Genomic DNA, 23,730 nt, shown 5'->3' with positions numbered 1-23,730 from the left:
GATAAATCCTTATTGTGTTCGCCAGTTAGCTCCGAGCTTATGCTCAAGCCAAGCTGCAACGGCAGAAAGTGAAAGTGTAAGTGCAAGGTAAATGATCGCCACAGAGAACCAAATCTCAAATGGCATCGCGGTTTCAGAAACTATGTTTCTGGCTTCGGTTGTTAGGTCAAAGATAGCCATGACACTCACAATCGAAGAGTTTTTGATAAGAGAGATCACTTCATTAGTCAAAGGTGGCAAGGTGCGTTGCACCACCTGAGGAAGAATCACATCCCAGTAAGTATAGGTCTTTGATAAACCCAAAGATTGAGCTGCTTCAAATTGTCCTCTCGCAATACCATTTAAACCAGCACGGAAGATTTCGGCGGTGTAAGCACCTTGGAAAAGTGCCAAGGCCAAAACGGCAGTGCTAAAACGATCCAGCCCTAACACGGGGCCAAACACAAAATAGAGCAAATAAATTTGTACTAATAACGGCGTGTTACGAATCAACTCAACATAGCTGGTGGCCAAGGTGCGTCCAACCACAGAATTTGAGTTTCTCAATAGCGCCGTCGTTAAGCCGATGATCAGTGTCGCGACCAAAGAAATCAGAGAGATATTGATGGTAACCAGTAGCCCTTCAACTAACTCTGCAGGCCACCATTCGCCATCTTCATAGAAAGCAATATAGTCCGGCACGCGCTCCCATTGCCAGCTGTATCCCATGGTTTGTGCGCCAGAATCGAGAATCCAGACAACAGCGGCCACTAGTACAACAATTTGTATTAGAGCGGAAAGGGCTGGTTTAATAATTCGAATCAACATCAATAAGTCAGGATCTGATTTAGGAACGCTTGAGTACGTTCATGTTGAGGGTTTTCAAAGAGCGCTTGTGGGGTATTCGATTCCACAATTTGTCCTTCATCCATGAAGATAACGCGGTCGGCCACTTGTTTTGCAAAGCCCATTTCGTGGGTGACACACACCATGGTGATGCCTTCGCTCGCCAGTTCAACCATCACATCGAGTACTTCGTTGATCATCTCCGGATCAAGCGCTGAAGTGGGTTCATCGAACAAGAGTAATTCCGGCTTCATACACAGAGAACGGGCGATAGCCACACGTTGTTGCTGGCCGCCAGAAAGTTGCACTGGGTATTTGTTGGCTTGTTCTGCAATGTGCACACGCTCGAGATAGTGCATTGCTATCTTTTCGGCTTCTTGTTTGCTTTTTTTAAGCGTACGAATTGGAGAAAGAGTAAGGTTCTCAAGCACGGTAAGATGGGGGAATAAATGAAAGTGCTGAAACACCATTCCGACTTGGCCCGGTGTGTTGAACTTACTCGGGAGTACTTGTTCTAGCACGGAAAGTTCGCCACTTTCGAAAGGTTCTAGCTGATTGATACAACGGATCAATGTTGATTTACCCGAACCAGACGGCCCGCAAATCACCACTATCTCTCCTTGTTCAATATTTAAATCGATACCCTTTAGGGCATGAAAATCACCATACCACTTGTTAAGTGACTTAAACTTAACCATTTCCTTGAGATTGTTCAAATCGTTGTTCATACCTAGTAAAGAGACAGGTTTACCTTAACAATATAGAAATATGATTGCACATAAAATTAGGGACTTATGAGAATTTAATAGCATCTTGTAGGGCAAATTAAAAAGCAGCGCTCAAAATGAACGCTGCTTCTGTTGTACGAAAGAAAAAAGTAATGGGTTCAGTCAGATGTGAAAATTCATCGTTGTATGACCACTATCTTTACTTTCTCTCTATTTTCCCGATTCTTAGTGAATCGCAGACTCTAGAATCTCACGTGTTTTCTCTGGCGTGATTGCTTGATTCTCACCAAGTTGTAGGTAGCCGTGTGATTCAAGTTGAGCGACAACATTGTCAATCGCCGTTGCTTTGTTTGTTTCGTAGCCGTCAAACATGGTTGCTACGTCTAGGCTGTGGTAGAACGCTTCGATTGCAGCGATTGTGCGTTCTGCTAAATCAGCACCCGCTTCTAGGCCAAATACGTTACGACCCATTTGCTCTAGCTTGCCACGTTTTGCTTCGATTTGGTTACGAAGTAGTGAAGGTTGAACAATCGCAAGCGAACGTGCGTGGTCTACGTGCCATAGTGCTGTGAATTCGTGGCCAATCATGTGAGTTGCCCAATCTTGAGGAACACCCGTACCAATTAGGCCGTTAAGCGCTTGGTTTGCTGTCCACATTAGGTTTGCACGCCATGCGTCGTTGTCACGCTCGTCGTATTGCTTACCCAGTACAAGTAGGTTCTTAAGCAGTGTTTCCGCGTAACCGTCTTGAACCATCGCGTCTGTTGGCATCGTGATGTATTGCTCACACACGTGTACCCACGCATCAACTAAACCGTTGATCAATTGGCGCTCAGGTAGAGACTTCATTACATCTGGGTCCATTACTGCAAACTTAGGCTGCACCGCAGGGTTCATGAATGCCAGTTTTTCTTGAGTTGCTTTACGCGTGATTACCGCACCCATGTTAGATTCAGAACCTGTCGCAGGAAGTGTCAGTACCGCACCGATTGGCGTCGCTTCAGTTACTTGGTGTTTGCCCGTTAGGATGTCCCAACCGTCGCCGTCATATTTAGCCGCTGCAGCAACGTACTTAGAGCCGTCGATTACTGAACCACCGCCAACAGCGATAATGAATTCTACGTTTTCTTCTTTAACAAGAGCGACTGCTTTGTCTAGCGTCTCTTTGGTAGGGTTTGCTTCAACGCCAGAGAACTCGATCCAAGAGTGATCTTTCAAAGATTCTACAACTTGGTCGTAAACACCGTTGCTCTTGATTGAACCGCCACCATAGATGACCAGTACTTTCTTCGAAGTATCAACCGCTTGGCTGATAGCGTTGATTTGGCCTTGGCCGAAATGGATAACAGTAGGGTTAACGTAAGTAAATTGCATCAGAGATTCCTTGTGTAAAGCGAAATTTGTTATTTTGGTTTATTGCTCAATTTCTATATTTGCATATTAGTACAGTAATCTAGGTCAATGAAGAGCTGTTCCTCCAAATAAATTGCCTATTTCTACAAACTTGATATTCTTCCTCTGCTTTAGCTTACTTACTCTTAGCACTTAGAATGGAAAGTCGCCACTTATGAAAACACTCGCTCAGTTATTACAGTCTTATGTTGAACACAAAGGTTGGGATGACCTTGAAGGGATCAGAGAAACTGAAATTAGCGGTGTGTGGTTGTATCGAAGCAGTGGCGGGAATCAGCGTCAGCCATTTACTTACCAGTCTGGCATTATCATGCTCGGACAGGGCAAAAAGAACATCTACATTGGCGAAAGGCCAGTGACTTACGCTGCAGGTGATTATCTTGTGGTGGGTGTGCCAATGCCGTTAGAGTGCGAAGCCTTGCCTGTTAATGGCGAACCATTGCTTGGTTTGTCGATAAGCATTGATTCTCAACGTTTGCATAGCTTAGTCAAAAAGCTCGAAGACCAAGGCTTTCTAGAGAGCTACTGCAACAAGCATAAACAGAACTCGAGTGGCTTAGAATCGACGCCGATGGAAGAGCAAATGCTAGAGAGCTTTACCCGATTGGTGAAAACGCTGCATTGCGACATTGAAGCCAATATATTGGGCGATGCCATGGTAACGGAGATTGTCTACCGCGCATTAACCGGTTCAGAAGGGCGTGTGCTGTTTGATTTAGCTCATCATGATGGCCATTACGCACGTGTCGCTAAAGCGCTGTCTAAAGTGCATGAAGAATACGACCAAACCATCACTGTTCAATCGCTCGCTGACGAAGCCAACATGAGCGTGTCTGCCTTCCACAATGCATTCCGTAATGTCACCTTTGAATCACCTCTTCAATACTTGAAAAAGGTTAGACTTAATAAAGCCAAAGAGCTGATTCAACTAGAAGGCCTTCGTATTAGTGATGCTGCACGTCGAGTCGGTTACTCCAGCCCATCTCAATTTAGCCGCGAATTTAAGCGCCACTTCAATACTACTCCAAGAGCGGTTTAGTTCTTCTTTCAACGAAACTATGTGTTGAGAGCTATAATGCCAAAAGCTATGGTGACGATTGCTCATATTTGTTGAATTATATGAGTAAATGTATCTAATCATAGGCATTGTCAGATTGTAGGTATTTGATTCTCGAATATATTATTAACGTACTTATATAAAATAAGCTCTCGAAAATAATTAATTAAATAGCCTAAGAGTCTATGCACAGGTATAGGGGAGAAACTCACTAACTTAGCTATTAACGAAGTTTTAGTGTGAACAACCTATCAAATATTATCTAAAATTCTGGAATTACTCACCGTACTATCAGAGAGAGTATTCAGGGTTATTGAATAGTTTAAAAATTAAAGAGAATTTAGCAGTTGATAAAGCCAAATGTGACGGATATTTAGTCGTGTGATGACTAATTATTCTGTAACTTGCTGATTTATAGTCACCTTAGAGTCTGACGGGTATCACGTTTACTCTAAAATAATTCACTTAACATGGCGCTACTTTAATCATTCTTCCAAATACGATTGTTAAATATAAATACGTATACCTATTTTATTTAAAGGATAATACCGATGAGTAGCGATATCATTAAAATTTCAAGAAACACTGAAAACGCACCAATTAATTCTGTATCTACACAAACGGTCGCTTTTTCTCATTATAATAACTTTCTGCTCAACTTCCGATTGACCCTAAAACGGGTGAAATAGTCATCGGTGATATTAAAGATCAAGCAGCACAATGTTTGAATAATATTAAAGCGATTGTTGAAAGCATCGACCATGTTATGGATGATGTCGTGAAGATTAATGTTTTCGTTAAGAATATTTCTGATATCGATGCTATTGATGAAGTTTACAAAAACTTCTTCCACAACAGCCTTCCAACACGCACTGTCGTGGGTGTCACTGCACTGCCAAGCAGCGATGCGCTGGTTCAAATGGATGCTCTCATTTCTAACGGTGAAGGCACTAAACCACAAGCTCCTTGCGCGCTAATTAATGTCTCAAGAAATACGGATAATGCACCTCAAAGTGCTGTGTCTACGCAGACTGCAGCCTTTTCTCACTACAACAATCTTTCAGCTCAGTTGCCTATAGATGTAGCCACAGGTGAGTTGGTTGATGGTGGTATCGAAGCGCAAACAGCACAATGTCTATCAAACATCAAAGCTATTCTAGAAAGTATCGGTCATGTCATGAATGATGTGGTTAAAACGACTATCTACCTAAAAAATATCGCAGATGCGGAAGTGGTAAATGAAGTATGTGCTAAATTCTTCCCAAGCTACGTTCCTGCTCGTACTGTTGTTAACGCAGCTGAATTACCAATGGGTGCTTTAATTCAAATTGATACATCCATTTCACATGGCGACGGTACACCGCCGCAATTACCAGAAGACACTCGCTTACTGGTTATTGAAACCAATAATACTGTTTCTGCACCATTCATGCCTTATTCGCATACTGTTGCTTTCTCTCACTACAATCATATTTCAGCCCAATTACCTTTAGATCCGAAAACAAATGAAATCGTTGCTGGCGGGGTAAAAGAACAAGCGGAACAATGTTTAAACAATATTAAGGCGATAATTGAAAGCGTTGACCATAGCATGGACGATACGGTGAAAATTAATATTCAACTTAAGGATATTTCAGATATTGATGTGGTAAACGAAGTCTACACCACATTCTTTAATGCTGAGCTGCCTGCAAGAACGGTAGTAGGGGTTTCAGAAATCCCAATGAATGCTTTAGTACAAATTGATGCTGTCGTTTCTAACTGTGAAGGGACACCTCCACAAGACGTTGTTGCATAAATCAATTGAACCCTTCTCGATAATATCGATCAGATCTCGGTTTAGCTTCCAAATAGGGAGCAAACTCAACAGGCCGAGATCTGATCCGTTCACTTCATTACTCAAGTCCATCGAAGCGACACACCTAAGCTTATCCCGTAAACATGGTATTTATAAGGTTGAAGTGTTTTAATATGAAAAACAGACGCTTAACGTAATAAAGAAAACCAGTTTATGCAATTTCGAGCCATTTTACTGCTATGCCTTACCCTAATAGGGTGTTCGTCCAATCAAGAGTTGGTACCCGACCCAACAACCATCACGCTATTTTATGGTGATACATCCATCGCCGCAGGTGTTTTAGAGGATAAAACATTCAATTCAGTCCTTGCCGATAGGGTTGAAAGCGTTACGTTTTCTGGCTCAATATCAAAGAAAGACTCTGGCTATTTTGTCGATATGTTAGTGATTCGAGAAACAAAAGAGCCACGTTCAACACGACAGCTTAACACCTCGCTTCTAATGAAACCGGGAGAGTTAGTAGATGTTGGCGGCGTGAATAACGATGTGTTCAGGGTAATCCTCGAGTAACAAAAATAAAGTGTTCAATTAATCTGATTTTTTGCTTTACCTCAACCTAACTTCAAGTCTTAAGCTTCTCTTACTGATTAAGAAGGAGCTTATTATGCAAAATAACTACGTAAAAGAACTCGCCGTTAAAACTTACCAAGAAGACCTTCAAAAAGAGTACGTTAGATCTAAAGCTCAGCCATTCCACGCCCCAAGTTTTATCGGTGGGGTGCTGTTGTCAGTTGTGCTGGTGGGACTGTTTTAATTTATGCAGAATTTCTGATCCATTGCCAACTCTCAACATATCTATTTGCTGCACTTTAATGCTTACGGCACAATCTCTTAGGTTGAATTGTGACGCTAATGTCGAGAGGAAGTGAAGTATGGCAAGTCCAAGAGTATTAAATTCACAGATTACTGATATTACCTGTGGCGAGAATGTCACTATCATCGAGCCAAGTAACGTTTATGGCTGTGAGCTTAAAGATGATGTGTTCGTTGGCCCCTTTGTTGAGATTCAAAAGAACACCGTGATAGGTGCGAGAAGCAAGATTCAATCTCACACCTTTATCTGTGAGTATGTGACCATTGGAAGTGACTGCTTTGTTGGTCACGGAGTCATGTTTGCCAACGACTTATTCAATGAGGGCAAGCCAGACCTAATCCTGAAAGTTGGGGGGCGTACCTTGATAGCTGACAACGTCACGATCGGTTCTAACGCTACGGTTCTGTCTGTCAGCATTTGCGAAGGTGCAGTAATCGGCGCGGGCAGTGTGGTAACGAAAGACATCACCGAAAAAGGTATCTACGCAGGTAACCCAGCCAAGAAATTGAGAGGTTTACCGTAACCGTATTAATAAGCCGTGGTTCATGAATCATAAGGTGCGGCTTTTTAGGGAAACATTAGAGTATTTGTCATGGATGTATTTTTACACTTACTTCAACCGAATGACGCGAGTGCGCTTTTGGATTTTGAGGTCGAAAATCGAGAGTGGTTTGAGCAATTTATTCCAGTTAGGGGTGATAGCTTCTATTCAAATGCAGGTGTGACCGAGCAAATCACCAGCTTTCTAACTGAATACGAGAATGGTGAGATGATTCCTATGTTGATCAAAGATGCCAATGGCACTGTCTGTGGAAGAATCAACATCCGCGATATCGACCAGATCGCCCATAGTGGAGAGCTAGGGTATCGAGTAGGTCGTTCCTTTGCTTCAAAAGGCATTGCGTCTAACGCAGTAAAGCAGTTTCTACTCTATTTGGAGGAACAGACCAACCTTAAATATGTTGATGCCTATGCGTTAGTGGGCAATATCGGTTCCAACAAAATCTTATCCAATACCGGTTTTGAATTGGTCGAGTATGTTGAGAGCTACGCGGTGTTTAAAGGAGAACATCAAGATGCTAATTTTTATCGTAAGGTTTTAGCTGACTAGGTGACTATCAGTGCCTTATACATTAGAAGCTGGCAGCGTACTTCTAGCTAGCTTCGAGTCTTTTTATTTAAAGGTTTAAGGTTACTTCTAGGTTTGGCCACTTCTAGATTTACGGTTACTTCTGAGGTTTGTTATGTTCGATTACGCTAATCGCGATAGCCAAAAACAGGATATCTTTCACTAGGAAGAAGTTAGTGACTAAGATGCCATCCGATACTTTCCAAGCGTTTGGCGTTGTAACCAGGAAGCTAAGTGTCACAACAAAGATAGCCGATGCAGCAATGCCTGAGTAGAAAGCTACTGTCGGCTTCTTAAATCCAACGATCAATCCAATCGCGACGATGATCTCCGCGCCACCCACCATGTTAGACACAGCTTGTACTGAGAACAGATTGTAAAGCCAGTTCATTGCAGGATGATTCGCGATTAGCGGTTCAATGAGCATCGCTTCAGTTGGCGTAAACTTATAAATTCCAATCCAAGCGAGCACTAATGCTACTCCAACCACTCCAAGGTTATATCCCACATTACTCTGTTTTAAATCATAGGTTTGAACATGCATAAAAGTACTCCATTTAATAAAATCCTTGAATATGACCGCAAGAGTTCAGATTAAATTTCGCATTGAGAATAATAATTAATATATTTATCTAAAAACTTAATAGGTAGCGACTTATTGTCTCGATAGGGGCTTAAAGGCTAGTGATGTTGAGAACCAAAGCAATGGGGAAGCGATAGTGCTGTTCAAAAGGTACCGCGAGTTTTCCAATTTTTGTTTTCAATATTCGCGATTTGGATTAGATTACGCTGATGTTCACCCTAATTATAAGAAGAGTATAACCAGTGAAAATTCATAGAATTAACCCGACCAAACGTTGGTCTGATGTAACTGTTTTTAACGGTATTGCAAGCTTTGTGGAAGTGGCAGAGACGGATACAACAGCAGGAATTAAGAGTCAGGTTCAGCAAATCTTCGAACAAGCCGAAGAAATGATGAGTTTGGTAGACAGCGACAAATCTCGCGTATTGTCAGTGACTATTTATCTCACGGATTTCGCTAACTTTGATGCACTCAATGAAGTTTGGGAAGCGTGGTTCCCTGAAGGCTGCGCGCCAAGCCGTGCATGCGTGAAAGCAGAACTTGCTAATCCTGAGCTACTGGTTGAGATGTCGTTTATGGTTGCTGCGGGTGAAAAGTTTCAATAAGCCGAACTATCGGTTGAAATAAGCTTCGTAGATAGAAGTAACGAACAGATAAAACAAAGCCACTCAGGTGAATCACTTGAGTGGCTTTTTAGTGTTCTACGCTACCCGAAACTAAATCGGGTCAGGTATTAAGCGATACCTTGATCTCTTGCCATCTGCTTCGCCATCTTCGGCGCGTGCCATAGACACGGGAGCAAGATAAACGATACCGGAACCGCTGTGATTACAATGAACGACTGTAGAGCGGAGATGCCGCCTGAACCCATTGAGATAAGTGCGATCGCTACCGCACCCATGATGATACCCCAGAAAGTACGTACCGCTGCGTTTGGCTCTGTCGTACCCGTCATTACCACACTGATGGTGTAAGTCATTGAGTCACCTGTTGTCACGATGAACGTGGTCGTCAGGATCAGGAACAGAATTGCAATCAGAGTTGGGAACGGCAGTTGCGCGGTAATTGCTAAAAGAACCACCGGAAGGTTGAAGCCTTCGAACGCACTAGAAATCACACCTGGGTTCTCTAATTCAAACGCTAGACCACTACCACCAACGATGCTGAACCAGAAACACGTTACAAGCGGTGCAACGATGCTAATAGAAACGATCATTTGGCGAATAGTACGGCCGCGTGAGATACGAGCAATGAAGATCGCCATCATTGGGCCATAACCTAAGAACCAACCCCAGAAGAACACAGTCCAGCCACCTAGCCATGCTGTATCTTGGCGGTATAGCGCCATTGGGATGAAGTTATCAACCATTTCGCCCATACCTTGCAGGTAGCCATCAACGATGAAGCTCGTTGGGCCAACAAGAAGGATGTAGCCGATTAGACACACAGACAAGATGATGTTGTAACGGCTTACCAGTTGGATACCTTTGTTCACGCCGCTCAAAGCAGAAAGCGTGTACATTGCGATAGCAAAGATAATAACGACACTTTGTGTTGCAAAGCTGTCAGAAATGCCAAAAAGTTCGCTCAGCGCGTAGCTGATTTGTAGGCCAAGGAAGCCAATAGGGCCGATAGTACCTGCGGCTACAGCCACGATGCTGCATGCGTCGACTACGTTACCAATCCAGCTATTGATTGCTTTGTCGCCAAGTACTGGGTAAAGCAGCGTGCGTGGCTTAAGAGGAAGACCTTTGTCGTAATGCAGGTGCATTAACACGATGGAAGACAAGCCACCTAAGATTGCCCATGCAAGGAAACCCCAGTGCATGAAAGATTGTGATAGAGCATTGAACGCCATCGCTTGAGGATCTGCGTTGCCATACAGTGGCGGAGCTGAAACAAAGTGAGCGATAGGCTCTGCGGCTGCCCAGAACACACCACCGCCGGCTAGCAGCGTACATAGGACGATAGACATCCATTTAAAGGTGGTCATTTCAGGTAGGGCAAGCGTTCCTAAGCGAACGTGGCCGGTGCGACCTAGTGCAAGCACTAAACCGATAATGAAGTTGAGAAGTAGTAGGACTTGCCAGAAAGCACCGAACCACTTAGTTGAATAACTAAAGCCGATGTTTACAAGTTCGGACAACACGGAGGTGTTGGTGAAGGCTAGGATGACAAAGAGGGTTAAAAAACTGCCACTAAGCCAAAAGACTGGGTTTCCGAGTTCCAGTTTTTCACCCAAAGATTGAGCTTTATTGAAATCGATAGAAGTAGATTCTGCGTTGATGTTTTCGTTGGCGACTTGCGTCAAGTTGGACATTATTTCTTCGCTATATTTGGCTCTTTCGAGCCTATGTATTTCTCCCACACTTGCATTGGAAATGTGAGGCTCGTCAAAAAAATCCGCGATACTACCACAATTGTTAAGAAAAAGTGGGCAAATTTAGAAAAGAAATCAGTTCTACGGCGAAATCAATCCCTTTTGGTTAGTTTTAAAACGAAATTTCAGAACGAACAAATAAAGCAGATATGAATAGAGTTTTGTAATTAAGGATACGAATTAGGCGATATTTTTTAGCGTACCGAAATAAATTTAATATTAGTTGTTCGTGCAAAATAAGTGTCGACTCATTGCATGCTATAAACAAATTAATGCGAGTCATTTTATAAATTTCGAATATTTTAGGTGTTAAATTGGCACTGTTACCTACAGTTGTTTTGCGAAGAGATTTAAGTGATGAGAAATATGACACTTAAATTAAGCATCTTGAAACAATAACTTAAGGGACAGCTAACATGCACCTAAACCAAGGAAGAGTGGCCAAGAAAGTTTTTACACTCAGTACTCTCACCGCGTCATGCTTAATGGCGTTCAACAGCTACGCGGCTGTGGATTGTTCAACGTTAGAAGCGTGGGATTCCGCCACGGTGTACACCGGTGGTGATCAGGTTTCACATGACGGCAGCGCGTACTCAGCGAATTACTGGAATCAAAATAACAACCCGAGCCAATTTGAGGGTGACTATGCACAATGGAAAAAGATTGATGTGTGTAGTGGTGGCGGAGGTGGCGGTACGCCAAATGAAGTACCAACGGCTTCATTAACGGCACCCTCTGCTTCTGACGTGATTACTGAAGGCGATAATGTTGTATTGAGTGCAACAGCACTAGATTCTGATGGCAGTGTGGCTTCGGTTGAGTTCTTTGTTGATGGCGCATCTGTTGCGGTAGTCACAGCGGCACCTTTCGAAACGACTTGGGCTGCAACGTCGGGTAATCATCAGGTTTCTGTTGTTGCAACGGATAATGAAGGCGCAGCAAGTGTTGCAAGTGCGGTTTCTGTTTCTGTTGATTCAGCACAACCAGGGAATGAAGCACCGACAGTTTCAGTTGCACTTTCAGTGACATCTGTTGATGTTGGTGGTGTAGTCACACTGACAGCAACGGCAGCAGATAGCGATGGCACGGTTGATAAGGTTGATTTCTACGTAGCGGGTGCTCTTGTGGGCACTGCTGCAACGAGCCCTTACACGTTAGATTACACAACAACTCAAGCGGGTTCTTTAGCGGTTTACGCGAAAGCAACAGACGACCAAGGTGCGACTGCAGATTCTGCGTTGGCATCTTTGACCGTGAACGGCGCTCCAACAGTGAGCACATGTCGCCCTGATGGCTTATATCAAACTCAAGGTGTCGATGTTCCTTACTGTACAATTTACGATGATGAAGGCCGTGAGAAAATGGGCGCAGACCATCCCCGTCGTGTCATTGGTTACTTCACAAGTTGGCGTGCAGGGGATGACCCACAAGCTGCTTACCTAGTAAATGATATTCCTTGGGAACAACTCACACACATTAACTACGCTTTCGTGAGCATCGGTTCAGATGGCAAAGTAAACGTCGGTGATGTAAACGATCCAAATAACGCAGCGGTTGGTAAAGAGTGGCCGGGTGTGGAAGTTGATCCGGCATTAGGCTTCAAAGGTCACTTCGGTGCATTAGCGACAGCGAAGAAAAAACACGGCGTGAAAACGTTAATCTCAATCGGTGGTTGGGCTGAAACAGGTGGTCACTTCGCGACTGATGGCAGCCGCGTGGCTGATGGTGGTTTCTACACCATGACGACCAATGCTGATGGTTCTATCAACCATCAAGGTATCGAAACATTCGCGACTTCAGCGGTCGAAATGCTGCGTAAGTACCAGTTCGATGGTCTAGATATCGATTACGAATACCCAACTTCTATGGCTGGCGCAGGTAACCCATACGACAAAGACTTCATGGAGCCGCGTCGTCAATACCTGTGGGCGTCGTACCAAGTGTTGATGAAAGTGCTACGTGAGAAGCTCGATGCGGCGTCTGCGCAAGATGGCAATCACTACATGTTAACGATCGCAGCGCCTTCTTCTGGTTACCTATTACGCGGTATGGAAACATTCGATGTAACCAAGTACCTCGATTACGTAAACATCATGTCTTACGACCTTCACGGTGCGTGGAACGATCACGTAGGTCATAACGCAGCCTTGTTTGATACGGGTAAAGATTCAGAGCTAGCGCAGTGGAACGTATACGACACGGCGGCTTACGGTGGTATTGGTTATCTGAACACGGATTGGGCTTACCATTACTTCCGTGGTTCTATGCCAGCAGGCCGTATTAACATCGGTGTGCCTTACTACACTCGTGGTTGGCAAGGCGTAACGGGTGGTGAGAATGGTCTTTGGGGCCGAGCAGCACTGCCAAACCAATCTGAATGTTCAGCGGGTACGGGTGAAGGCGAGAAAAACAACTGTGGCCATGGCGCTATTGGTATCGACAACATGTGGCACGATACCGATCCAAAAGGTAACGAAATGGGCGCGGGTTCTAACCCTATGTGGCACGCGAAGAACCTAGAGAAGGGTATTTGGGGCTCTTACGCTGAAGCTTACAAGCTTGATCCTGTGAATGATCCTTCAGATGTTCTAACGGGCACTTACACGAGAAACTACGACAGTGTGGCGGTTGCCCCTTGGTTGTGGAACGCAGAGAAGGGCGTATTCCTTTCAACAGAAGATAAACAGTCTATCGACGTGAAAGCGGACTACGTTATCGACAAAGAGATCGGCGGCATTATGTTCTGGGAACTAGCAGGGGATTATAACTGTTATGTTCTCGATGCGAATGGCAACCGAAGCTCTATCGATACGACTGAGCAAGCGTGTAACAGCGGTAACGGTGAGTTCCACATGGGTAACACCATGACGAAAGCTATCTACGATAAGTTTAAGTCTGCAACACCATATGGAAACAAAGTAGCGACGGGTGCTATTCCAACAGAAGCGCTAGATATCGCGGTATCGGTTGGTGGCTTCAAAGTCGGTGACCAAAACTACCCAATCAACCCTAAGATCACGTTCACGAACAACACAGGGCAAGCTCTTCCGGGTGGAACTGAGTTCCAATTCGATATCCCAGTATCTGCACCTGATAACGCGAAAGATCAATCGGGTGGTGGTTTGACCGTGATTGCTTCAGGTCATACTCGCGCGGATAACATCGGTGGACTAGATGGAACCATGCACCGAGTGGCGTTTACGTTGCCGACATGGGAAGAGCTTCCTGCTGGCGGTGTGTATGAGTTAGACATGGTGTATTACTTGCCAATTTCTGGCCCTGCTAACTACGCGGTGAATGTCGGTGGCGTTGATTACGCGTTTAGCTTCGAGCAGCCAGATCTACCATTAGGTGATATCAGTTCAGGTGGCGGTAACCCTGGCGATGGTGGCACCAATCCAGGTACATGTGATACGGCAGGTTTAGCGGTTTACCCAGACTTACCTCAGAAAGATTGGGCAGGTAATCCAAGCCATGCAAACACAGGTGACCAAGTGGTTCACAACGGCAGTATTTACCAAGCAAACTGGTGGACAAGTTCTGAACCGGGCAGTGATGGTAGCTGGACTCAGGTTTGTTCTTAATCTAACGCTAGATTATGTATTCATAGATAACGAATGAGAATGATTTTAAGTTTATTTATCAATACCTTAGTTTGATTTAAATACATGACTGAAGCGTAAAATTAAAACGCCGAACTGAATCCAGTTCGGCGTTTTTGCTATAAGTCACAGATTGCGTATAGAAACCTCTCAGAATATCGACACTCGTTCAGTAAAAAAGATAAGTATGATATAAAACAGTCTGCCTATAACAAAAAATAGCGTTACCTAAAATTAGAAAGCTATGGGGTAATCTTGAAAGTCAGACGTAAATACATTCTTAGTTTCTCAATTGTGCTGGCCGTAGTTTCTCTGATCCTCTCTGCTGTTCAATTCAACCGGACGAAAGAATCATTATTAGATTCCAACCAATTCTTCTTTCGTACTATTGTGAACGCGAGTTACGACATCGTAGACACCACAGTCAACGAAGCGATCAAAACCTATCTAAAAGGTGTGACTGATACCGTCGCCTCTCACGCACTGCGTGTCTCTCCAGAACAAGAAGTTGAAGAAGTCATTCGAATTGCCAACGAATTGGTGATTGGAGAGTCTGGTTATATCTACCTGATGTCACCACAAGGTATTCATCTATATCACCCGTTTTTACAAGGGAAAAATCGCGCGCATTTAACCCATATTCAACAACAACTGAGCTTACAGTCTGGAATGACCCAATACTCGCACGCCAATCCACATGAAGTTGGCAAGCGTGCGAAGGTCGCGTATTCAGTGAGGCTACCGAGTGGCAATACATTAGTGGCGACCACTTATAAAGATGAACTGATGTATCTGGTTGATCTCGAAGCACTTAAAGACAAACTGAGAAAGTACTCGTATGGCGATAGTGGCTATGTATATATCGTTGATTTACAGGGCACGTTAGTCCTTCAGCCTAACTTTGAACACGAGCACTTAAAAACCTTGATTGATGACTCTTCAGAGTTGCTTATCGATAAAGTCGTCGATGAACCTGAAGGTCACTTTAGTTACTCTATCTCTACGGCAGATGGCACGACGAGTAAAAACATCTTCTACAAGTTTTATCCGTATCTGAATTGGGTCATTTCTGCTGGTGTCTTAGAACAAGAGCTCAACAAAAACCACAGCTTGTTGTTGGCAAGTTTGATGACGTTGGTTGTTAGTCTACTGAGTATCATTGTTGTTCTGGTGCTTTATTTGCGACATCGTCACTTAAAGCTCTTAGATGTGGCTAGCCTCGATTACCTTACTGGGCTTCCTAGTCGACGGAGTTTTATCGAGCAGCTAAAACTGAAAATTACTCAGAAGTCACCTTATCCGATAACGAATGTCGGCGTCATTTTGCTGGATATTGACCATTTCAAGCGGGTGAACGATCAATATGGTCATGCTCAAGGCGATAGGGTTATCTGTGAGGTCGCAAAATCACTGAAGAGATTTGTTAACCGTCGTCGTTTGATTGCACGCTATGGCGGTGAAGAGTTTATTTTGGTGACGTTTGATTGTGATGAACATGAGTTATTCGAATTATCAGAGGCGTTACGGTTATGTGTTGAGCAACTTCAAGGCTTAGTGTCGCCAGTAACAATCAGCGCTGGTTGTTGCCATGCTCAAGCACTGACTGACATTGAAACCGCTATCGATAAAGCCGACAAAGCGCTTTATCAAGCAAAAGAGAGTGGACGTAACAACACTCAAGCGTATCGAGAGAACGAATATCACGTTGCTTACATATGATCGGTTGAAAGCCTCATTGAATTGAAAAGTTTTGTTCACACAAATCGAGCTCTTGAGAACGACAAACACAAAAAAGCCCAAATAGATCGCTCTATTTGGGCTTTTTCAGAATTATTTGAAAGGCTAATCGTTAATTTAAGCTTTCGCTGCTTTCATCGCTTCCGTTTTTTTTTCCTTTTGCATTTTTGCAAGGAAGTAGATGTTTACACAAGCGATAAAGCCGTTGGTGGCTGCAACTGGCCATGCGTCAATCATGATGCCGTATGCTGTGAAGAGTGCACAGCCAATAAAGTTAAGGACACGCAGACGAACGATATCTTTCATTGTTAATGAAATTGCGACCATAATAGACGCAGCGTAACCTAAAATTTCAACCATATTGAATTCCATTGTTTGACCCTCTTAAATTTGCCGATACTTTGTCGGTACCAATTCTTCTCTTCATGAGATGATTGAGGAAGCTCCGTGCCTCGAATGGTCTGGTTTTGTTTAACGGGGAGAACTATACCAACTCTATTTTTGTGATTAAACCCCCAAAACAGACAGAGGTGAAGGTTAGCGATTACGCAAACGTTTAATGACCTTTCTATTAACATAATTACTATTTATGTTGGAGGTTGAATTGATAGTTATTCTTATATAGGTAAGGAAGCCTCGAATGATAAAACGATCCATTTGTGCAACAAAAAGCATAAAAAAAGCAGTGTTATTGGCTTTGATAGCGATTGGAATGACAGCATGTACCACACAAGAAATGCCGCCAACGCACAATTATGGTGTGGTCACTAGCGGTGACTTTGGTTTCATGAAACACGGCGTGATGACGTACTCCTGGCACCCTGAGTCAGAAAAGGTTTACCTTTCTCAAAAATACGATGAAACCGTGGTAACCGATTTAGTGCGTGATTCGATTCAAGAACAGCTCTCAAGTAAAGGTTATCAGTTAAAGCAGGATGGTGTCGGTGATGTTGTTGTAGGCTTTGGATTAGCGGAAGAATCGGAACTGCACGATGAGTCTATCTTCGATGCGATTAAGCTATCTACTGGTGTGCCATTTTACGATGGTGAAGGTAAAGTCGCGGAGAAAGGGTCGTTGTACATTGCGTTTTTCGTACCTAACTCAGAGGTCGTACAATGGCAAGCATTAGCACAGTCTGGCATCCAACCTGATTTAGAGCCAAGCGAGAGCAAACAGCGTATTACTGGCTTTGTTGAAATGTTATTTAGACGCATGCCTGAGCGATAGCATTAGGCGTTGAGTGCATTCGTGGAGTAAATATTAGTTGTGGAAAATATGGTCAGATCGCAGATTATACTTTTTTATTTGTAACGAATGGTACAAATACGTAAAGCAACGTAAAGTTCGCGCTTCTTTTGCTAGCATTTGTCTATACTGCTCAAAACGTTAACTTAGGTTTGATTCAATGAAACTGTTTTCCAAATACTCTCTCCCTCTATTAAGTATATTCATTGTAAGTAACGCCGCGATGGTAAGTAATGCAGCTATCGCAGCACCTTCTATAGTACCAAGCCCACCTAGCCTAGGCGCAAAAGGGTATGTGTTAATTGATTTTAATTCTGGTGATGTGCTGGTAGAAAAAAACGCACATACGAAGTTAAACCCAGCAAGCTTGACCAAACTGATGACCAGTTATGTGGCAGGTCAAGAGATGAAGCGAGGCAACATCTCTGCTGATGATCAGGTACGAATCAGTGAGAACGCGTGGGCGAAGAACTTCCCAGACTCTTCAAAAATGTTCATCGAAGTAAACACCGATGTAGCAATGATGGATCTTTATCGTGGCTTGATTATTCAATCCGGTAATGATGCTAGCGTTGCGATTGCAGAGCATGTTGCAGGCTCACAAGATGCATTCGTTGACCTGATGAACTCTTGGGCTACCTCTCTGAAGCTAGAAAACACCCATTTTGCCAATGCACATGGTTTGGATGCAGACGACCTCTATTCGACTCCTTACGATATCGCGTTACTCGGTCGTGCCATTATTCGTGATTTACCGGATGTGTATGGCTTATACAGCGAACGCTCTTTCAGTTACAACGGCATCACTCAACATAACCGTAATGGCTTGTTGCGTGATAGAAGCTTAACCGTTGATGGCATGAAAACGGGCTACACCTCTGGTGCTGGCTACAGTTTGGCGAGTTCAGCGACACAAGGTGAGATGAGACTTATCGCGGTTGTGATGGGCGCATCAAGCGTTAAGAGCCGTGAATCAGACAGCAAACAGCTGTTGAGCTACGGTTTCCGTTTCTTCGATACACTAAACCCGCATAAAGGCGGCGAACAAGTGGCTGAAGAGAAGGTATGGTTTGGTGAGCAAGACACATTGAAATTAGGTGTGGCAGAAGACACGTTCATTACGTTGCCTAAGTCAGACAGTAAAAAGCTGACTGCATCTATCGAGCTTAACTCTGAACTGAAAGCGCCAATTGCAGAAGGTCAAACTCTAGGTGTGGTTCATTACACCGTTGATGGCGAAGATGTTCAAACTCAGCCTTTGATCGCGCTTGAAGCGGTTGAACAGGGCGGTTTGTTCAAACGTTTAATAGACTACGTTAAGCTGTTCTTCGCGAGCCTGTTCTAAATAGAGCCTGTGGCGATAAGCCGCGCTGAAAAGTCGAAATATTATGGGTGTTGTGAGTGAATCACAGCGCCCTTTGTTATTTCTACATCAATGAAAACGCCGCGCCGCACTATCTTTATTAGCCGTAGCGGGCGGTTTCGATTACTATACGCAAAATTTAGCAGTGTAGTCACTTATGACGATAGATATAAAGAACGTAACCGAACCCGAAGTAACCTGTGCAAATTGTCAGGCATGCTGTTGTCGTTTAGAGGTTATGATCATCACAGATACGGGCGTACCTGAAGAGCACATCGCTTATGATGAATGGGGCGGTGAAACCATGAAGCGCTTAGACGACGGCTGGTGTTCTGCGGTAGATAGAGAAACACTGATGTGTACTATCTACGAAAACCGACCATGGATCTGTCGCGAGTTCGAAATGGGCTCTTTCGAATGTGTTGACCAGCGCAAAGATGTGATGGGCTAGGCGTCTGCAGTATTGAACTCAGTAACTAAAGTACGCTAATGAACTGTGATAATCACATTAAAATTAAATATCAGGGTTCTATACCTTAAGCAGTTGTAGAACCTTGATGCGTTTTATGAGATCAAATATTGAGTGAGATAAGAGTCTTAGCTCGATAAGTTAGAGTTTAGAACTCGGAAGGCACTTCAAACTCCATCCATTCACCGGTTGTCGGGTGAATCAACTTTAAGTAGCCAGCGTGCAGGTGTAAGCGCTCGCGTTTGTATCCGTATAAGTCGTCACCACGAATAGGTACACCAAGCCCTAATGGATGAGCACAGTGCACTCGCAGCTGGTGGGTTCGCCCTGTTTTAGGGTACAAGTGAACCTTGGCTTTGCCATTGTGAGTGCTAACCACTTGCCAATGGGTCTCTGCATTTCGGCCGTGTTGGTGACAAACCAGTTGTCTTGGTCTGTCCGTGATGTCGCCGCGCAAAGGAAGGCTGATATTGCCAGATTCGCCCGTTATCTCGCCATCTAACAAAGCGGTGTAGCGTTTCTCTACGGTTCTATTAATGAACTGCTTCTGAATATGCTTGTTTGATTCCGCCGTGAGCGCCAAGATCAACAAACCTGACGTCGACATATCCAACCTATGGATAATCAAAGGACCAGTCGCATCCGGGTAACGCGCTTTTATGCGGGTATAAACTGAATCTTCGATGAACTTACCGGGAACCGACAAGAACTCTTCTGGCTTATTGACGACTACGATTTCATCGTCTTCATAGACAATATCAAACGACTTACCAACCGCAGGGTTCACGATAAGCGGATTATCTTCTAATTCAATATGAGTTAGCTGGTGGTCGAGGATCTCAAAGCTTTTACTCTGACAAACCGGGTAGAGGTTTGCGTGTTGTCGAATGATATCTGTAGGCGGTAATCCCCACCAAAACTCAGACAAAGCTAATGGCTTAAACCCGTGTTCAAAAGCAAAGTTAAGCAGCTTGGGCAGGCAACAGTCGCCAGAGCCTTCAAGAGCGTCTTTGTCATCTAACAATTCAAGTAGGCTCTTTGATTCGAGAGCTTGATCGATAAAGCGATAGTGAGAGAGACGTTGAGTTTCTAACTGTTCTGAAATGGCTTGGTGGTCTTGCTTACGGTTTTTCAGTTCGCTTTCGATCAAATCAACTTGTGATTGGCGTTCTGCGATCTTTTGTTTCCATTCGATACGAAGCGCTTTTAGGTCGCGTTTCTCTTGGCTACTTTGATTGCCCAGTTGTTTGAGCAAATTCGCCGCTGACTCTAGATTCCCCAATGCCTTTTCTTGATTGGCTTGCTCTCTGAGTTCGTTACGTTGAGCTTTATTCACGGTCATCGCCAACTGAAAGGCTTCGATAGCTTGTGCTGATTCGACTGTTAACTCTTCAAGCTCGGCCAATAATGTGTCTAGATTGTGCGACTGTTGCAGCTTTTCAATGTCGTCCGAGAGCTGCAATTGTCGAGCAAGGTTCGCACTGTTTTGAGATTGAAACTGTTCTGAATCGAAGGCTGGTAGAACAAAGTTAATGTTGTTTAACTGAGAGGCCAAAGACGGATCTAACTGCAAACCTGAAAACGCAGAAAGGTAACCTAACCCTTGTGTGGTTGGATTCTGAACAAGAAGAACAGCGTAGAGATTACCTTGCGAGGTTTCATTCACACCACAGTCGACAAGTGATTGCTGAAGCTGCAGCATAGCGAATTCACACACAGGGTGCGGGGTATAGTAATACGGAAACGTAAAACGAGTCGGTAGCGCTAAATCGACATTCGTGTTTGCTAGGTGCAGAGGTGTGTATTGAGCGAGGTTTGTTGGCATTAAGATCAAACTCTATGGCTGTTCAGTTAGAGTTCGGTATTGTTGTCGAAATGAAGACAAATGAGAAGCCAAAGCAGAAGATAAATCGGCTTTGGCTTCATTTAGTTTCTTGTGTTTACTCTAGCAAGCACGTGTTTGAGTGAAACTCGATCAGTTCGAGTGTTCTAGCTCTACTTGCTCAGCTTTTTGGTAAGCAGGGTGGCTCTTTAAAAGTTCACCGTATTTAGCGATGTTAGGGTAAAGCGCAGTTGCACCAAAGTTACCCACGATTTCTACGATGAACGACATCATAAAATCTGCACCTGTTAGTGTGTCTGCAACCAAGTAGGTTTTACCTTCAAGTGCATTATTCACGTAAGTGAGGATCTTTTGGTTTTCATCGTCTGCATAACCGCCTAGGAAGTTAGTTTCACAGCCGTCCTTCATTACAAAGATCTTAAGCAGCATTGGCAAAATACCTGAACTCTCAGCGAAGTGAAGCCATTGCGAATACTCAACGTAGTTTGCGGTGCCGCGTGTAGGTGCGAACTTACCCTGACCGTATTTGTCGATTAGGTATTCCGTGATAGCACCAGATTCAGTGATCACGACGCCATCGTCTTCAATGACAGGAGATTTACCCAATGGGTGAATGGATTTGAGTTCTGGTGGTGCAAGAAAAGTGACACTGTCTCGTTGGTAGGGTTTGATTTGGTAATCTACCCCAAGCTCTTCCAATAGCCAGATGATGCGCTTTGAGCGCGACTTATTCAGGTGATGCAAAGTAATCATGATTCTACCTAGTTAACGGGTTCAGTTTATTGAATTTATTTAGCTTCGTTCGTTTTGATAACAAGCTTACCGAAGTTCTGACCTTCCAATAGGCCCATGAATGCTTGTGGCGCATTTTCTAGACCTTCAACCAGGTGCTCACGATAGTGCATCTTGCCTTGAGACAACCACTCTGTCATTTGAACAGCAAATTCGTTGTAACGGTGTGCGTAGTCATCAAAGATGATGAAACCTTGCATCTTAATTCTTTTAACAAGCAGCATACCCATCAGGCTAGACATACGATCTGGTCCTTCAGGCAGTGAAGTCGCATTGTATTGAGAGATAAGGCCACACACAGGAATACGAGCACCTGTGTTAAGCAGAGGCATTACTGCATCGAATACCTTGCCGCCAACGTTTTCAAAGTAAACGTCGATGCCGTTGTCACACGCTTTAGCCAATTGCTCCGCGAAGTCGTCAGCTTTGTGGTCGATGCATTCATCAAAGCCAAGAATCTCTTTCGCGTACTGACACTTCTCTTGACCGCCTGCAACGCCGATAACACGACAGCCTTTTAGTTTGCCGATTTGTCCAACGGTTGCGCCTACAGCACCTGTTGCTGCTGCAACGACTAGCGTGTCGCCTTCTTTAGGTTGGCCGATATCAAGCAAGCCCATGTAAGCAGTAAAACCAGGCATACCCATGATGCCAAGCGCGTAAGAAGGGTGCGTTGGTTCTTTACCTAGTTTGATAAGGCCTTCACCGTTAGACACACCAAGATCTTGCCAACCTGTGTAAGCCAGTACCCACTCGCCAATTTCGTAATCAGCGTGGTTTGATTCTTCAACCTGACATACGGTTGCGCCTACCATCACTTCATCAATCGTAACGGGATCTGCGTAAGATTTAGCATCGCTCATACGACCACGCATGTATGGGTCTAGAGAAAGGTAAACTGAGCGAAGTAACATCTCGCCGTCTTTGATGCTTGGCGCAGCTACTGTCTCTAAACGGAAGTTGTCTTGAGTCGGTGCGCCAACTGGGCGAGAAGCCAATACGATTCGGCGATTGTCTTGTTGAGTCATTGGATGTCCTTAATTGTGTATTTTATACATTTAGAATTAGACCAGTCGTCTAGTCTTGTTGTCTAAAAATCCCGCCGTCATCAAATTGATAAGAGGGCGGGTGATTTTTTTAAGTTAAAGCCAATAAAGCGCGCTGCGCGTTATTAGCTTTCACCTTTTAAAATTCGTTCGGTAAGGCTCAAAGCTGACTGTAAGCTATGTGAGCTTTGGCTCAGCTTGCTCAATAAGCTGGCGCCTAACCACATTGAGTATAGGTTCTGAGCTGCTTCTTGGCTCTCTTCAACCTTTATGGAGCCATCTTCAATACCGCCGACAATGCACTGTTCGATGGTATTCGTCACTTTTTCTGCACCCTTTAATAGCGCTTGGCGCATAGGATCAGAAAGATCAGAAACTTCCGCGCTGAGTTTAACGACCAAGCATTTATGAGCATTGCAGGTGCCGTTTTCAATCTGTGACCATCGAGTGAAATAACTGACAATTCTCTGGTAATGGTTGCCTTCACCATGAACCAAAATAGTTTCAACTCTGCTGATGTAGGTCTCAAAATAGTGCTGGATCAGAGCCTCGCCAAATTGCTCTTTCGATTTAAAGTAGTGGTAAAACGACCCTTTCGGCACGTCCGCTTCTTTAAGCAATTGCGATAAGCCAACGCCGTTAAAGCCGTTGTTCACTATTAATTGGTAGCCAACATCTAAAACATGCAGGCGTGTGTCATTCGTTTTTTCGTTCATGGGCGGTACTATAAGTTAAATTAGACCAGTCGTCTAGTGGTCGGTTTTCGAGGGTATATTTGGTCGTTGTTACAGTAGCTAAATAGCTAAATAGCTAAATATCTAAAGAGGCTTCAAATGTTCAGATAT

21 protein-coding genes and 1 pseudogene are annotated in these 23,730 nt (G+C 44.0%); 12 read left to right on the top strand and 10 right to left on the bottom strand.

Annotated elements, in window-relative coordinates; genetic code table 11:
• Window positions 1-9: 9 nt before the first annotated feature.
• From AB6D58_RS10915 to AB6D58_RS10905, 3 genes are all read right to left on the bottom strand, one after another.
• Complete coding sequence (locus AB6D58_RS10915; protein ID WP_017062664.1) at window positions 10-807, bottom strand: amino acid ABC transporter permease; 798 nt, start codon at window positions 805-807, stop codon at window positions 10-12.
• Window positions 807-1,553: an amino acid ABC transporter ATP-binding protein gene (locus AB6D58_RS10910; RefSeq protein WP_029224268.1), complete on the bottom strand. Its 747-nt coding sequence runs from the start codon at window positions 1,551-1,553 to the stop codon at window positions 807-809. Before AB6D58_RS10910 ends, AB6D58_RS10915 begins: the two co-directional genes overlap by 1 nt.
• Window positions 1,554-1,778: 225 nt before the next feature.
• Window positions 1,779-2,927, bottom strand: coding sequence for an iron-containing alcohol dehydrogenase (locus AB6D58_RS10905; RefSeq protein ID WP_017062662.1), 1,149 nt, complete (start codon window positions 2,925-2,927; stop codon window positions 1,779-1,781).
• 193 nt (window positions 2,928-3,120) lie between these two features.
• On the opposite strand from AB6D58_RS10905, the gene AB6D58_RS10900 reads away from it, so the two are divergent.
• The 6 genes and pseudogenes from AB6D58_RS10900 (at window position 3,121) to AB6D58_RS10875 (ending at window position 7,806) form a co-directional block, all read left to right on the top strand.
• Entirely contained in the window at window positions 3,121-4,005 is an 885-nt protein-coding gene (locus tag AB6D58_RS10900; protein WP_017067592.1) for an AraC family transcriptional regulator, read from the top strand.
• Window positions 4,006-4,574: 569 nt separating this feature from the next.
• Window positions 4,575-5,821 (top strand): annotated as a pseudogene (locus AB6D58_RS10895) (RidA family protein).
• 213 nt (window positions 5,822-6,034) lie between these two features.
• Window positions 6,035-6,391, top strand: a complete 357-nt coding sequence (locus tag AB6D58_RS10890) for a hypothetical protein (RefSeq protein WP_017062659.1) — start codon at window positions 6,035-6,037, stop codon at window positions 6,389-6,391.
• Window positions 6,392-6,485: 94 nt separating this feature from the next.
• The gene (locus AB6D58_RS10885; protein WP_017062658.1) at window positions 6,486-6,635 is read left to right on the top strand and encodes a hypothetical protein; all 150 of its coding nucleotides are present in this window, start codon (window positions 6,486-6,488) and stop codon (window positions 6,633-6,635) included.
• 118 nt (window positions 6,636-6,753) lie between these two features.
• The gene (locus AB6D58_RS10880; protein ID WP_372157263.1) at window positions 6,754-7,218 is read left to right on the top strand and encodes an acyltransferase; all 465 of its coding nucleotides are present in this window, start codon (window positions 6,754-6,756) and stop codon (window positions 7,216-7,218) included.
• 69 nt (window positions 7,219-7,287) lie between these two features.
• Entirely contained in the window at window positions 7,288-7,806 is a 519-nt protein-coding gene (locus tag AB6D58_RS10875) for a GNAT family N-acetyltransferase (RefSeq protein ID WP_017062656.1), read from the top strand.
• 115 nt (window positions 7,807-7,921) lie between these two features.
• On the opposite strand, the gene AB6D58_RS10870 is transcribed toward AB6D58_RS10875, so the two are convergent.
• Window positions 7,922-8,368 carry a DUF417 family protein gene (locus AB6D58_RS10870; protein ID WP_017064470.1) on the bottom strand — a complete coding sequence of 149 codons (447 nt, stop codon included), beginning with the start codon at window positions 8,366-8,368 and terminating at the stop codon, window positions 7,922-7,924.
• 281 nt (window positions 8,369-8,649) lie between these two features.
• Between AB6D58_RS10870 and AB6D58_RS10865 the strand changes: the two genes are divergently transcribed.
• Window positions 8,650-9,012, top strand: a complete 363-nt coding sequence (locus AB6D58_RS10865) for a RidA family protein (RefSeq protein ID WP_017062654.1) — start codon at window positions 8,650-8,652, stop codon at window positions 9,010-9,012.
• Between the two features lie 128 nt (window positions 9,013-9,140).
• Here AB6D58_RS10865 and AB6D58_RS10860 read toward each other — a convergent pair whose 3' ends face one another.
• Entirely contained in the window at window positions 9,141-10,727 is a 1,587-nt protein-coding gene (locus tag AB6D58_RS10860; RefSeq protein ID WP_372157261.1) for a BCCT family transporter, read from the bottom strand.
• A 476-nt stretch (window positions 10,728-11,203) separates the two neighbouring features.
• Here AB6D58_RS10860 and AB6D58_RS10855 point away from each other — a divergent pair, with 476 nt between their 5' ends.
• Complete coding sequence (locus AB6D58_RS10855) at window positions 11,204-14,371, top strand: chitinase C-terminal domain-containing protein (protein WP_372157259.1); 3,168 nt, start codon at window positions 11,204-11,206, stop codon at window positions 14,369-14,371.
• 273 nt (window positions 14,372-14,644) lie between these two features.
• A complete protein-coding gene (locus AB6D58_RS10850) occupies window positions 14,645-16,108 on the top strand; it encodes a diguanylate cyclase domain-containing protein (RefSeq protein WP_372157257.1) in 1,464 nt (487 codons plus the stop codon).
• Between the two features lie 135 nt (window positions 16,109-16,243).
• On the opposite strand, the gene AB6D58_RS10845 is transcribed toward AB6D58_RS10850, so the two are convergent.
• The gene (locus AB6D58_RS10845) at window positions 16,244-16,498 is read right to left on the bottom strand and encodes a YgjV family protein (RefSeq protein ID WP_017068159.1); all 255 of its coding nucleotides are present in this window, start codon (window positions 16,496-16,498) and stop codon (window positions 16,244-16,246) included.
• A 268-nt stretch (window positions 16,499-16,766) separates the two neighbouring features.
• Here AB6D58_RS10845 and AB6D58_RS10840 point away from each other — a divergent pair, with 268 nt between their 5' ends.
• The 3 genes from AB6D58_RS10840 (at window position 16,767) to AB6D58_RS10830 (ending at window position 19,186) form a co-directional block, all read left to right on the top strand.
• Window positions 16,767-17,354 carry a DUF4136 domain-containing protein gene (locus AB6D58_RS10840; protein ID WP_372157255.1) on the top strand — a complete coding sequence of 196 codons (588 nt, stop codon included), beginning with the start codon at window positions 16,767-16,769 and terminating at the stop codon, window positions 17,352-17,354.
• 178 nt (window positions 17,355-17,532) lie between these two features.
• On the top strand, window positions 17,533-18,717 hold the full coding sequence (locus tag AB6D58_RS10835; RefSeq protein ID WP_372157253.1) for a serine hydrolase: 1,185 nt from the start codon (window positions 17,533-17,535) through the stop codon (window positions 18,715-18,717).
• Window positions 18,718-18,892: 175 nt separating this feature from the next.
• Window positions 18,893-19,186 (top strand): YkgJ family cysteine cluster protein, encoded by a 294-nt coding sequence (locus tag AB6D58_RS10830; RefSeq protein WP_080582263.1) that lies wholly within the window; start codon window positions 18,893-18,895, stop codon window positions 19,184-19,186.
• A 166-nt stretch (window positions 19,187-19,352) separates the two neighbouring features.
• Here AB6D58_RS10830 and AB6D58_RS10825 read toward each other — a convergent pair whose 3' ends face one another.
• From AB6D58_RS10825 to AB6D58_RS10810, 4 genes are all read right to left on the bottom strand, one after another.
• On the bottom strand, window positions 19,353-21,029 hold the full coding sequence (locus tag AB6D58_RS10825) for a pseudouridine synthase (RefSeq protein ID WP_372157251.1): 1,677 nt from the start codon (window positions 21,027-21,029) through the stop codon (window positions 19,353-19,355).
• Window positions 21,030-21,179: 150 nt separating this feature from the next.
• Window positions 21,180-21,800, bottom strand: coding sequence for a glutathione S-transferase family protein (locus tag AB6D58_RS10820; protein ID WP_017064479.1), 621 nt, complete (start codon window positions 21,798-21,800; stop codon window positions 21,180-21,182).
• 35 nt (window positions 21,801-21,835) lie between these two features.
• Window positions 21,836-22,867 (bottom strand): NADP-dependent oxidoreductase, encoded by a 1,032-nt coding sequence (locus tag AB6D58_RS10815; RefSeq protein ID WP_372101172.1) that lies wholly within the window; start codon window positions 22,865-22,867, stop codon window positions 21,836-21,838.
• A 143-nt stretch (window positions 22,868-23,010) separates the two neighbouring features.
• Window positions 23,011-23,601: a TetR/AcrR family transcriptional regulator gene (locus tag AB6D58_RS10810; RefSeq protein ID WP_017062643.1), complete on the bottom strand. Its 591-nt coding sequence runs from the start codon at window positions 23,599-23,601 to the stop codon at window positions 23,011-23,013.
• Between the last annotated feature and the right edge of the window lie 129 nt (window positions 23,602-23,730).

This window comes from Vibrio sp. 10N.239.312.D08 (assembly GCF_041466145.1).
Taxonomy (GTDB): domain Bacteria; phylum Pseudomonadota; class Gammaproteobacteria; order Enterobacterales; family Vibrionaceae; genus Vibrio; species Vibrio crassostreae_C.
This window is presented reverse-complemented; position numbering and strand designations above follow the sequence as displayed.